This is a genomic window from cf. Phormidesmis sp. LEGE 11477 (assembly GCF_015207105.1).
GTDB lineage: Bacteria > Cyanobacteriota > Cyanobacteriia > Phormidesmidales > Phormidesmidaceae > Phormidesmis.
Genome location: NZ_JADEXO010000153.1, coordinates 1 through 11,669, shown reverse-complemented (window position 1 = coordinate 11,669; position 11,669 = coordinate 1). Strand labels below are relative to the sequence as shown.

Here is an 11,669-nt window from a genome sequence, read left to right as displayed (position 1 = left end):
GTGACAGGGCCAGTCGGGAGGGCAGTGGTTTGTTCTCGGCGAGGCGGCTTTTGTAGACCAAACTGACTATCTGGTTTGGCAGCAGGCCCGTCGCCCCACATCAGGTTGAATTCATTGGTGAAAGTTTGGGCGATCGCCCCGCTATCGATCTTCAAAAAAACGTTGGCATTACCGCGACTGTCTGGCTCGTCGGCGTCTCCATGAACGCCCGAAAAGGTCAGGTTTGCCGATCCGGTCAAGACCCATCGCTTGTCAATCACCAGAAACTTGTGATGCATCAGACCGCTGCCTTTGGAGCCATCGGCAGTGTCGTCTATTCGTGGAACCTGACCGTTCTGCAATAGGGTGAGAGCTTCTGCCTGTTCGGCTTCAATCTGGGCGTACTGATTTTCTAGGATTAGGCGCACCTTCACACCGCGACGGCTGCTGTCAGCGAGCGCTTTAGCAACTTGTGGAAGGTTCAGTTCTTGCACAGCGACGTCAATGGTTTGAGTGGATTGTTCTATCGCGGTGATAATGACCTGTTCGAGGTTGTCGCCGTGGCGTTCGATCTGGCGGTAGGGCTCGGTGTAGACGTTGGCTTCGGACTGATTGAAAAAAACTTGAATGTGAGGATCTTGAGGTAGCGGCTCGACAAGGGGCTGAAGATCTTGGCTAGACGTACGGCTCAGTCGCCACAGGCTGCTGCCAGCTAAAAGCAGAATGAGCAGACATATAAGCTGATTGCGGCGATCGCACAGAAAACCTTGACTCACAAAACCCTGGCTCACAAAGCTAAGACAAATAACGACTCCTAATCTAGTTAGCCCGCCAGCTTAGGGAAGCGACCCCCTATAATCACTAGAGACCTTACCTGCTGAATTTGCTGATGCTAACGCCCGACCAGTTTCTAGCTGCGACCGGATATTTTGTGATTGGAACGATCGCTTTTGGCCTGCTCACAGCCCTCTCGTTCCTATTGAAGTGGGGCATTCGGTTTCGATTAGTCGGCGCGACCGGATTCATGGGCGTGCTGACGGTAGGACTGTTTGGCCTGAGCTTTCAACCCCTGACGAGCGCGCAAATTCCAGGCGCAGTTCCCTACACTACCGTGTTTGATTCTGGCTCATCGCAGATAGTGATTGCCGTGCCCAATACCATCACTCGCACTGAGCTAGAAGCGACATTAGAACAAGCTGCCAGCAATCTACTCAAGCCCAGCCGACTGAGAGCGGCAGGTCAGCGGCCCTTGATCCGGGCACGGGTGATCGCGCACCGCGACGGCATCTCCGATCTGCTCTACATTGGCTCTGTCAAACCTGGCGAAGGTAACACGCCAGCAGAACGCACCCCAATTGTTGAGATTTACCCCGACAAATTGGCAAAGGCAAATAACGCTGCGGCATAATTTGTAGATGGCTATACGACGGTAAGTTTTTCCTATGCCACTATCTACGACTTTCCCGATTCTCAACATTGCTCCAGCCCAGGTCATTCGCGGCAATGGTGTGCTAGCCAAAAGTGGTGATTTGCTGTCTCGACTAGGCAGTCGTCCACTGCTAGTCGGCGGTCAAAAGAGCTTACCAACGGCACAAGCCTATCTAGCGCCAGCGCTCACTGGGCTGGCAAGTGCCACAGCCACCTATACCCAAGACTGTAGTGAAGTGGCCCTAGCCTCCTTAAACCAATCGGCTGACGCTCACAGCGCGGATTTTGTGATTGGCATCGGTGGTGGCAAGGCACTAGATGCGGCGAAGCTACTGGCCTATCAAAGACAGCTACCGATTGTAACCGTGCCGACCTCAGCGGCGACCTGCGCCGGGTGGACAGCACTTTCTAACGTCTATTCAGAAGCGGGCGCGTTCTTGTATGACGTGGGGCTGCCCAAGTGCCCAGAGGCGATTGTGCTGGACTATGACCTGGTAGCGACTGCGCCGCAGCGGACACTGGTAGCTGGGATTGGCGACGCGATCGCCAAATGGTATGAAGCATCGGTTAGCAGCGGACACTCTACCCACACCATGATCATCGGTGCGGTTCAGCAGGCCCGCGTGCTAAGAGATATTCTTTTTCAAAAGTCTGCTAGTGCGATCGCCAACCCCGGCAGCGATGATTGGAAAGAAGTCGTCGATGCCAGCGTCCTGATGGCTGGTGTCATCGGCGGCATGGGCGGGGCGCAGTGCCGTACCGTCGCCGCGCACGCTGTTCATAACGGTCTCACACACGTATCTGCCCACAGCACTTTACACGGTGAGAAAGTCGCCTATGGCATCCTAGTGCAGCTCCGACTAGAAGAGATGGCCGCTGACAATTCGCTAGCAGCCACCGCCCGTCAGCAGCTCATTCAGTTTTATGACTCGCTAGGCTTGCCGACTTCTCTAACCGATATGGGCATGGATCAATTGACAGTCGCCCAGCTAGAACAGGCTGCAACAGTTGCCTGCCAAAGAGACTCAGATATCCACCATCTGCCTTTCCCAGTGCAGCCTGCTGAGCTAATGGCAGCGATGATCTCTACGACGCTGCCGATAGGAACAGTAAAGCAGGGACAATCTGCTACCGGCTCAAAACATCTGAAAACAGCAACTGCTTAGATCTGTTTTATCGCTGTATCTCATGGCACTCTCTTTTATACTCTTTGGATGGTGATAACTCAATCACCTTCTGTTCCGTGCCTAGAGGTTGCTTTAGATGACGTTAGATTGGTTGAAGCCTGCTGAAAGGCTCAGTGCGCTCCCCCCTTATGTATTTGCTCGCCTAGACGAACTCAAAGCAAACGCTAGAGCACAAGGCATTGATCTGATTGATTTAGGTATGGGTAATCCAGGTGGGCCAACGCCTGCGCCTGTGGTTGAGGCAGCGATCGCAGCCATCAGTGATGAAAGCAACCACGGCTATCCCCCTTTCGAGGGCACGGCTAGCTTTCGGACTACCATCACCAACTGGTACCATCGCCGTTATGGCGTCACCCTAGATCCAAAGAGCGAAGCCCTGCCGCTGATGGGTTCAAAAGAAGGACTAGGCCATATCGCAATGGCATATATCGATCCAGGAGATGTGGTGCTGGTGCCAACGCCGTCTTATCCCGCCCATTTTCGCGGACCGGCGATCGCTGGCGCTGACATCCGCACCATTCCACTCAAAGCTGAAAACAACTGGGTAATTGACTTCGACGACATCTCAGCCGCAGATGCAAAAGCCGCCAAAGTTCTTTATTTCAACTATCCCAACAATCCCACGGGTGCAGTTGCCCCTAGAGATTTCTTTGAAAAGATGGTGGAATTTGGCCGCCGTCACCAAATTCTACTCATCCACGATCTCTGCTATGCAGAACTAGCTTTTGAAGGCTATCAGCCTACCAGCCTGCTAGAAATTCCTGGCGCTAAAGATATCAGCGTAGAATTTCATACCCTTTCAAAGACCTACAACATGGCAGGCTGGCGGGTGGGCTTCGTCGTTGGCAATCGCCACATCATCCAAGGCTTACGGACGCTCAAAACCAACCTCGACTACGGCATTTTTTCCGCGTTGCAAACCGCTGCCGAGACTGCCCTGAATCTACCCGACCAATATCTAGAAGACGTTCAACAGCGCTACCTAGAGCGGCGCGACTTTCTGGCTAAAGAGCTTGGTACGCTGGGCTGGGAAGTGGTGAAGCCCAAAGCCACCATGTATCTATGGGTTTCTTGTCCGCCGGGTGTGGGCGCATCTGACTTCGCGCTGCTGTTGTTGCAGAAGACTGGCGTGGTAGTGACACCAGGCACTGCTTTTGGTGAAGGTGGTGAAGGGTATGTGCGGATCAGCTTAATTGAAGGGTGCGATCGCCTCAAAGAAGCCGTCGATAGACTCAGGCAAGCAAACATTCGCTATCGCCAAGTTCCTGCTAGTGTCTAGTCGATACTAAATGCTGTCTAAGGAACGAAGATAAGTAACCTCTGCAAATCTGTAGAGACAGAAGTTATAAAATTCCCTGCATTTTTCTATGCGTTTCAAGAAGAACGCCGCGCCAGTTGCCAAGACAGACTAGATACAAAATTAGTCACTACATGCATCACGATCGGGACTAACAAATTGCCAGTTGCAAGCACGCTTCCACCTAAAACGAGCCCAACTACCGACGCCCAGACCGCATAGGGCCACTGCTCTCGCCCGGACATATGCAAAACGCCAAAGCACAAGCTAGAGATAACTAACCCCACTGCATTCAAGCCAATAGCTGGCAGCATCACCCCTCTAAACAGCAGCTCTTCGCTCATGCCTGGCAGCAATCCAATCCAGACAGAATCAGAAAGAATTAGCGGTGCCAGCACAAAATCTAGATAGACGTCTGCACTCTTTTTATACGTCGGCCACAGTCTGTAGACCAATGCACTCACCGCAGAAATCCCTAGTCCAAGCGCCGAGCCTAATCCCAGTGCTTGCCAGGTAAATACTAGAGGAAGCCGAAATGTTTCAAACAGTAGCCAAACTCGTGCTACTAACAACAATATGACTGCTGTTGCCGCCATTGCCACCAGCAGCTCAACTCTGTTCAAAGGTTCTATTTCTGGATGTTCTGGAGAATACTTTGGCACCCAATTCCTCTGTCTATAGCGAGCGGCGACTAATCCTTTCTGAATCTTACTATCCTTCAGTAGCAGCTATCAGTAAACGGGTTTCCTACACGTGTTCTACGCGACAGTGCCAGATTTAACAAGAATCAGGAATAACGTTGTCTATCTAGCTCAGTTGCTAGGCAGTAAGAACACATAGTAAGCAGGAATTAGAGGGCCTTTTACTAATCAAACCTATTCAGAACCTGAACTCCTAAAAGTATCCGTAGTCGTTCCATATACTGATGTATAAAAGTACCTATAACTATCGACATACCCTTCTATAAAAACATCTGCAACCATTGGTATACCTGCGTACAAAAGTAGTCTATCTATAGGATGAAAGCATTTATTTTTAAACCGGTAGTCAGCCGATATTGATTTTATAGATACACTTTGAAAGCTAGAGGGAAAGCCTCTCCCATCAAGTTATTAAGGTGTTATCTCCTGTCATCTAAAGGGAATTCAAAAGGTACTCAGATAGGTCATCTACGTCCGTTGAGAAGTGACTTTTCAAGATGAAATAGACTTAACTTTTTAGTTAAGGATTTCTTTAGATTCCTCATTGCAAAACTCTTTTTAGATATGAACAGTTCGACAAATCCGTTACCTGATAATGACGTCGGTATCTACGAGTGTGAGGTACGCCTCAAGTTTCGCATCATCGAGGAACAGTTGACCATGACTGATACAGATCAGTTAGTAGAGACCCTAGTAGATGCCTTTGCTTATGGCAGCGACGAATATTTAGAGGCATTGGACAGCCAAGTTGCGGTTCAGCAAGTTCAGGACGTTGCCAAGGTCTCTCCTGAAATGCGGCGACAGCTGATCCGCCTGCGTAATTCCAATCGTTTGTCATAGACACAATTGCTGTCTTTTGTTTGACACTTGGCGCAGACAGCGGGTATCTTTATATAGGTCAAAAGACATGCGCCCCCATCGTCTAGAGGCCTAGGACACCTCCCTTTCACGGAGGCGACGGGGATTCGAATTCCCCTGGGGGTATGTAAAAAGGGGAGCTAGTCAGTTGTTGGCTAGCTCCCCTTTTTAGTTCTCAATTTAGCTATCTGTTGCCCTAATAACGCCATCTATCTGCTGTCGCTCGCGCTATTAGTATAGGGCGACTGCTGGTGGCAGCTATTCTAGAGCAGCCCTTAGATGGCGACTTCAAATGTTCTTTGGTGGATCGCTAATAGGTTAGTGATCAGGTTGTTGCGAAGGTGGCGTTCAATCAGCGGGGCTGGCATCGCAGCAGGCGGTTTTACCAGCAGGTCATAGGATAGCTTCGTCCCTGCATCAGTAGGCTCTAGCCTCCAGACACCTTCAAACCGCTTGAAGTCGCCTTCTTTCATCAGGAAGCCAACTTCGTGAGGAAAGTTTTCGCGCATATCTAAAACGACGCGAGCACAGAATTTTACTCTTAAGAAGCACTGAGTGCCAACTTGCTCTAAGCGAGTACAGCCTTCTGAATTGGGAATGAGCTTGCTAGTGGTAAGGCTCGGGATGAAGTCTGCAAGCCTCTCGTAATCGGTAATGACCTGCCACACCTTTTCTACAGGCTGAGGAATGACGACAGATGCTAGGATTCTACGCTCCTTCGCCGGTCGTTTCTCGGTAGAGATATTAACGACTGCTGAAGTAGAGGGGTATGAAATGGCGCTATTACCTGTGACGGACAGCATGGGTACCTCTACTAGCTGTCTATCTGCATCAGAAGACGATGCACCAGACGAATTAACATTGGATAGCGTATTGTTTACCACAGGCTTTCAAGACTCTTGCTTATTCTAAGGTTTGGCGTCTGCTTTGTATGCCCTTTTATACATTTTCTCTGTAGCGTTTGTCCCTTGGCTGAAGTACAGCAGTACAAATCCTTTATGTGACAACAGGCTAAGTGTGACAACAGGCTAAGAGAGCCGCAATGTGCGGATACATTCGTATATGTCCCGTACACTTTATCTAACCTATCGTGGCAAAACTAGTATGTTCTGCGCCAACAGATACAAAAGTGTTCTAGATACAGGGAGCTGATAAGCATATTTGCCTAGGCTTATTGTAGCGGCTGGTGTCGGTGGTTTGCCTTCCGCAATCACACCGCACTTGTTCTAGAAGGCTGTATTTGGAATAGCTGTATTCTGGGTGTCTGTAAGATAAAGGTTCTATCTTGGCAGTTAGTAACTATGTATTTGTAAAACGTGCAAACCCTTGCTATACCTGCTATAAGAATCAAAAGAAACGTTGTGTTCGATTAGGTTGTCATGGTTAGAGCGGTGGAGCCTTCAAGGGCAGGTCAAGGCGGCTTGAAAACTAGCGTCATTGGAACAGTGAAGGGACCGGGTGAAAATGGCAATCAATATGTTTTTATCACCTCGGATAGTCGCCAGGTGAAGATTGGTGAGTTTGTCTACTATGAGGTGGATACGCCGGCCAGTGAGACTGCCTCTCGGGGCGGCTCTTTGCAGATACTGGGCAAGATTTCGGATCGTCGTTTGAGCGATCATCTGCCGGATCGGATGTTTGCAGATGCTGAGATTAGTCCTGATGCGATCGCGGCTCTAATTGGTTTTTCACATCCCAATCCCGAAATTTACGAAGTCACCGTTGACGTTATCGGCTATTTCAATCCGGCATTGGGCTTTATCAATCCGCGCCTAACGCCTGCGCCCGGTTCTAGAGTCTCTATCACTGATGATCATACGCTGCGGCAGGTCGTCAATAAAAAACAGCCGGGTGAGATTGGTTCGGCTCAGGTAGGTTCTTTGCTGTTGCGTCCGGGCGGCGCGGTGCCCGTAGCGCTAGATGTGAAAGAGCTCGTGAGCACGCACATGGCTATCTTGGCAGGTACTGGCTCAGGAAAAAGCTACACGGCTGGTGTGCTGATAGAGGAGTTTTTGCAGCCGTACAACCGGGCGGCGGTGCTGATCTTTGATCCGCATGGTGAGTATGGGACGCTGACCGAGATGCGTGGCCATCCGGCATTTGCCTCAGCAGATGGGTACGCACCAGATGTGCGAATTTTAACGCCAGATGATATTACGATTCGGATTTCGTCTTTGGATTATCACGATGTGCTGACGCTACTGCCAGAGATGAGCGATCGCCAGCAGGCTATTCTCAACAAAGCTTTTTTGATCTTGAAGCGTCACCGCAAAGGCGACTACAGGTGGAATGTCGATGACCTAATTGCCGCTGTCAATGAGGCCGATACCTCTGAAGACGATGAAGGCAACTTAAAAATTGGCTCATCAGCGCCCGCGATTGAGTGGAAGCTAGATCGCTTTGCCAATTCGCGTTATTTCCATCAGACGAATCATCTATCACCGCAGGATTTATTCGAGCCGGGTCGGGTGACGGTGCTGCAAATGAATGAGATTAGCCAGGAAGAGCAGCAGGTGATCTGTGCGGCGGTGCTGCGGCAGAGCTATTTGGCTCGGATGAACACGGCCAAAGAGAAGAATTCGCCAGGGGATGAGAACTATCTGCCCTACCCAGTATTCACCTTGATCGAAGAGGCTCATCGGTTTGCGCCCGCCAAGGAACCGGCTAGATGCAAGGCGATTTTGCGGACGATCTTGAGCGAGGGTAGAAAGTTTGGCTTAGGGGTAGGGCTGATCACCCAACGACCTGGCAAGCTAGATTCGGACGTGCTATCGCAGTGTATGAGCCAGTTTTTGATGCGGATTGTGAATCCGGTGGACCAAGAAAGCTTGAAGTACGGTGTGGAAGCGGCAGGACGCGATCTGCTCAAGGAGCTGCCGGCGCTGACAAAAGGTCAGGTGATTATCTCTGGAGCCTGTGTGAATACGCCAGTGATGTGTCAGGTGAGGCAGCGGCTAACCAAACATGGCGGTGAGACACTGAATGCACCAACGGAATGGCAGAAACACTTTCATGGGTCTCGGGTGCGATCGCAAACCATAGAGCGAGCACCAGTGACTGCTAAGCCTAAAGCCAAGACACTAGGTGGAATTAGCTTGGAATAGGCGATTGATACCTACTTTCTTTAGCTCGTCAACCTGACACTTTCGTTTAAAGAGCAGCCGCTTGCTTGAGAGCGGTTTGGCTGTTGGCCGAGTAGATACCCACGCGATCTTGAGCAATGGCATACTGCTCACTATCGGTTGGAATTTGGCTCATCAAATCGGCGGCGCGCTGCCAGCGGGCGGCTAGGTCTAGCCACTCAGCCGCAGTTGCTGCTGTTTGACCATCGGTAGATGCCTTTTGGGCAATATGTACAGCTTCTGTAAAGGCATCGGGGCGATCGCCAGGGTCGCCAGTGGAGAGGTTAGTCTTTTCTGCCTGACTTTCTGTCGGCGCTGCTGGGGTTTCGGCAGTCGGTGATGTTGCAGTTGGCGCTGTATTGGCGGCGCTGTCCAAGCCTTGATCTGGGATGTCTGAAACTGGGATTAACCCAGTTCTGGCTGTCCCTGAATCGGCAGCTCCTGATTCGGCGGTCTCGGCGGTCTCGGCGGTCTCTAAATCGGCAGTCTTTGGAGCAGTCTGAGCCTGCTGGAGGCCACGGATGTCTTCTCTAAGCACCCAGCCTGTGGCTAGGACTAAAGCTGCAATGCCAGCGCTACCCAAGCGCTTGCCAAAGCGCTTGCTTTGATTGGGCTCAGGCGTGGTGAAGTCTTGAAAGAGAGGAGCTGCGGGTTGGATATGGCGATCGCGAAGCCACCGTTGAATGAAGAAAGGCCGCTTTAGAGTAATAACCTCAGACCACAGCAAAGCATTCTCTGGGTCTTTACTAATTTCTTCTAGCCAAAGTAGCTGTTCTTCTTTGACGATACGGCTATTGATCTTGACCTTTCTAATGCGGTTAGGGCTAATGCTCTCTAATATTTGACGGACTTTCTCAATGACGGCTGCTTTTTCGAGCCGATCTGATGAGGTGGCTTCACACAAGAGCTGAAGCATACCGCTATCCACGACCGCACGGGTACGAATTCCCGAACTGGCTAGATGCTCATTCAGGACTTGAATAATGGCGGCAACGCTACCCTGACGGGCCTGTCCGAAGGTCTCGCCTAGGGGTTCGGTAGCGGGGATGCTCATTGAAGTAACAGGTAGATGCAGAAGGGTTTGATTCGTTTATTGAGAGATGATAGCCGATCTTGGAAGAGCAAGCTTCAGCGTGGCTTGGTCGCAAGCGCTAAAAAGATACGCTCAGAGTTCAGCTAGTTAGGTGAGCGTAGTCATTAAAGCGACGAACTATCCAGTATTCAGGATTGAAGCGGTCCGTGCCCAGAGTCTGCCAGTGAGTTTGAGATAGCCAGAATTCGAAGCGAGCAGTGTGATGAATGGAAATTTTCCAGGTGCGATCGCAACCTAGAATCACCGCTACTAGCTGCTGCATAATGCCCGCGTGGGAAATCGCCCAAACGCTCTCTCCTGGCTGATGCTGACATAGAACCTGATTGACCCAAGCTACGGCTCGATTTCTAGCAGTATCTGGGGACTCGGCTTTGGGAACGGGCTGCCACTGCCTAGCACCTAAAAGTTGACGGCAAAGCTGCGGATGCTGCGCCTGTGCTTCTAGCCAGGTCAGTCCTTGAAAAACGCCCTGATGGATCTCTTGAAGATGATCAGATAGCCGATATGTATTTTGCCCAGAGGAGGCTGTGAGAATATCCGCTGTCTGAGTAGCCCTAAGCAGTGGGCTGCTGTAGATGGTAGAGAGAGATTCTGGGGTAGGCTGAGCAACTAAGGCCGCGCTAAGCTGCTGAGCTTGAAAGATTCCTTTATCCGAAAGCGGAGTGGAGCTTTGGCCTTCCATCACTTTTCGAGTGTTGCCTATAGATTCAGCGTGGCGGATGAGAATGAGCTTGAGATAAGTCAATGCGGAAAAAGGGCAAAGGCTGAGTCAATATAACTATCATAAGTAACCTGAACAGATGCTATAGATGCAGCAGACAGACAAGCGTCTACAATTACTTACAAAGCTGACATCTCTACTGAAGAAGAAAGCCCTGAAAAAGCTCTAAGAGTCTTTAACTTATGCTGCTAAAGTCCACTACTCGCCACATTTTGATCTACGCGGCCACCATTGAAAATAACGAAATTGTTCCTAGCGATCGGCAACTAACTATAGATGTCGATCCAGAGAACGAGTTCAACTGGAGTGATGAAGCCTTACAGAAGGTCTATCGCGAGTTTGACCGGATGGTCGATGATTATGCCGGAGAAGCGCTAACAGACTACAATTTGCGACGAATTGGCTCTGATCTAGAGCATTTTGTTCGCGCACTGCTACAGTCCGGTGAGATCAGCTATAACTTGCAGGGCCGCGTACTAAATTACAGTATGGGTTTACCTAGAGTGGTAGAGGCACCACCCTCTGATCAGGATGCGTCTATAGAGCCAGCGGAGCCAGCGGCGAAGTAGAGGTGTTCAAACGTTCAAATATATGGGCTGATATCAGCCGTGTTTGCCTTAATGCTGTCATATACGTTGCGAGCTAGGCCAAGTATTTAGTGATTAACTGCCCCAACCCCAACTGTAATGCTGTCAATCCTGACGAGGCCGTTGCCTGCCAGGCTTGCTCTTCGGCGCTGCCTCATTACTATCTATGGGGTGTTGGCGAGATGATGGCGACGCTACGGCCAGGGGCAATGCTCAACAATCGTTATCTGCTGAAGCGCGATCGCATATTTCTAGACACAAAGCCCGGTCTCGTGCCTGAAGCTCCCATAGAGATTCCGAATACGGTGCTACCTTACCTGCACCTGTCGGTCTATCCACTCCATGTGCCTCGGCTATACGCTGCCTTTAAAACAGTGAAGGGGGCTCCGGTGCTGATGTTGGAGTCAAGCGCTTTTTCAACGGCGTTGCCCCAGCGTTGGCAAGAGACCAGCGTACCAAGTCTCCTGCCAACGCTGGGGCAACGCTGGGCCAAAGCGTCACCGCTACGACAGCTAAACTGGCTATGGCAAATTGCTCAGATGTGGGAGAGCTTTCAAGCTGAGCAAGTGGTAGCGACGCTGCTCAGTGATGATCTGGTACGAGTGGATGGGTCTGTGGTGCGGCTGCTATCACTGTCGATTAGCGCAGATCAGCTATCACTAGCTCCAACGGCCCCCGGAACAGCCCCCCCTACAG

At 50.7% G+C, this 11,669-nt stretch carries 11 protein-coding genes, 1 tRNA gene and 1 pseudogene; 8 read left to right on the top strand and 5 right to left on the bottom strand.

Translation table 11 applies throughout. The features are described from left to right. The coding region (locus IQ256_RS26160; protein ID WP_193858633.1) for a phospholipase D-like domain-containing protein at positions 1 to 755 on the bottom strand (755 nt) is incomplete at its 3' end. Between the two features lie 113 nt (positions 756 to 868). Here IQ256_RS26160 and IQ256_RS26155 point away from each other — a divergent pair. The 3 genes from IQ256_RS26155 (at position 869) to IQ256_RS26145 (ending at position 3,873) form a co-directional block, all read left to right on the top strand. Beyond that, the gene (locus IQ256_RS26155) at positions 869 to 1,387 is read left to right on the top strand and encodes a Ycf51 family protein (protein ID WP_228025296.1); all 519 of its coding nucleotides are present in this window, start codon (positions 869 to 871) and stop codon (positions 1,385 to 1,387) included. Positions 1,388 to 1,421: 34 nt separating this feature from the next. Further along, complete coding sequence (locus IQ256_RS26150; RefSeq protein WP_193858632.1) at positions 1,422 to 2,573, top strand: iron-containing alcohol dehydrogenase family protein; 1,152 nt, start codon at positions 1,422 to 1,424, stop codon at positions 2,571 to 2,573. A 97-nt stretch (positions 2,574 to 2,670) separates the two neighbouring features. After that, positions 2,671 to 3,873: an aspartate aminotransferase gene (locus IQ256_RS26145; protein WP_193858631.1), complete on the top strand. Its 1,203-nt coding sequence runs from the start codon at positions 2,671 to 2,673 to the stop codon at positions 3,871 to 3,873. 95 nt (positions 3,874 to 3,968) lie between these two features. Here the strand turns inward: IQ256_RS26145 and IQ256_RS26140 are convergent, their stop codons facing one another. Beyond that, positions 3,969 to 4,553 carry a CPBP family intramembrane glutamic endopeptidase gene (locus IQ256_RS26140; protein ID WP_193858630.1) on the bottom strand — a complete coding sequence of 195 codons (585 nt, stop codon included), beginning with the start codon at positions 4,551 to 4,553 and terminating at the stop codon, positions 3,969 to 3,971. A gap of 603 nt (positions 4,554 to 5,156) precedes the next feature. Between IQ256_RS26140 and IQ256_RS26135 the strand changes: the two genes are divergently transcribed. Both IQ256_RS26135 and IQ256_RS26130 read left to right on the top strand, forming a co-directional pair. Continuing rightward, on the top strand, positions 5,157 to 5,432 hold the full coding sequence (locus IQ256_RS26135; protein WP_193858629.1) for an Npun_R1517 family heterocyst differentiation transcriptional regulator: 276 nt from the start codon (positions 5,157 to 5,159) through the stop codon (positions 5,430 to 5,432). A gap of 71 nt (positions 5,433 to 5,503) precedes the next feature. Continuing rightward, positions 5,504 to 5,576, top strand: a tRNA-Glu gene (locus IQ256_RS26130). Positions 5,577 to 5,725: 149 nt separating this feature from the next. Here the strand turns inward: IQ256_RS26130 and IQ256_RS26125 are convergent. After that, entirely contained in the window at positions 5,726 to 6,334 is a 609-nt protein-coding gene (locus IQ256_RS26125) for an SRPBCC family protein (protein ID WP_370623552.1), read from the bottom strand. Positions 6,335 to 6,829: 495 nt separating this feature from the next. On the opposite strand from IQ256_RS26125, the gene IQ256_RS26120 reads away from it, so the two are divergent. Further along, the gene (locus IQ256_RS26120; protein WP_193858628.1) at positions 6,830 to 8,554 is read left to right on the top strand and encodes an ATP-binding protein; all 1,725 of its coding nucleotides are present in this window, start codon (positions 6,830 to 6,832) and stop codon (positions 8,552 to 8,554) included. A gap of 46 nt (positions 8,555 to 8,600) precedes the next feature. On the opposite strand, the gene IQ256_RS26115 is transcribed toward IQ256_RS26120, so the two are convergent. Next, complete coding sequence (locus IQ256_RS26115; protein WP_193858627.1) at positions 8,601 to 9,626, bottom strand: hypothetical protein; 1,026 nt, start codon at positions 9,624 to 9,626, stop codon at positions 8,601 to 8,603. Positions 9,627 to 9,744: 118 nt separating this feature from the next. After that, complete coding sequence (locus tag IQ256_RS26110) at positions 9,745 to 10,410, bottom strand: histidine phosphatase family protein (protein WP_193858626.1); 666 nt, start codon at positions 10,408 to 10,410, stop codon at positions 9,745 to 9,747. Positions 10,411 to 10,568: 158 nt separating this feature from the next. Between IQ256_RS26110 and IQ256_RS26105 the strand changes: the two genes are divergently transcribed. Together IQ256_RS26105 and IQ256_RS26100 are read left to right on the top strand one after the other, a co-directional pair. Beyond that, positions 10,569 to 10,955 carry an NAD(P)H-quinone oxidoreductase subunit M gene (locus IQ256_RS26105; RefSeq protein ID WP_193858625.1) on the top strand — a complete coding sequence of 129 codons (387 nt, stop codon included), beginning with the start codon at positions 10,569 to 10,571 and terminating at the stop codon, positions 10,953 to 10,955. A gap of 89 nt (positions 10,956 to 11,044) precedes the next feature. Further along, positions 11,045 to 11,669, top strand: a pseudogene (locus IQ256_RS26100) (hypothetical protein); the annotation flags it as partial.

Excerpts from the sequence above, each read along its gene's own strand:
- IQ256_RS26155 (WP_228025296.1), top strand. The coding sequence starts at position 869 with ATGCTAACGCCCGACCAGTTTCTAGCTGCGACCGGATATTTTGTGATT.
- IQ256_RS26150 (WP_193858632.1), top strand. The coding sequence starts at position 1,422 with ATGCCACTATCTACGACTTTCCCGATTCTCAACATTGCTCCAGCCCAG.
- IQ256_RS26145 (WP_193858631.1), top strand. The coding sequence starts at position 2,671 with ATGACGTTAGATTGGTTGAAGCCTGCTGAAAGGCTCAGTGCGCTCCCC.
- IQ256_RS26135 (WP_193858629.1), top strand. The coding sequence starts at position 5,157 with ATGAACAGTTCGACAAATCCGTTACCTGATAATGACGTCGGTATCTAC.
- IQ256_RS26120 (WP_193858628.1), top strand. The coding sequence starts at position 6,830 with ATGGTTAGAGCGGTGGAGCCTTCAAGGGCAGGTCAAGGCGGCTTGAAA.
- IQ256_RS26115 (WP_193858627.1), bottom strand. The coding sequence starts at position 9,626 with ATGAGCATCCCCGCTACCGAACCCCTAGGCGAGACCTTCGGACAGGCC.
- IQ256_RS26105 (WP_193858625.1), top strand. The coding sequence starts at position 10,569 with ATGCTGCTAAAGTCCACTACTCGCCACATTTTGATCTACGCGGCCACC.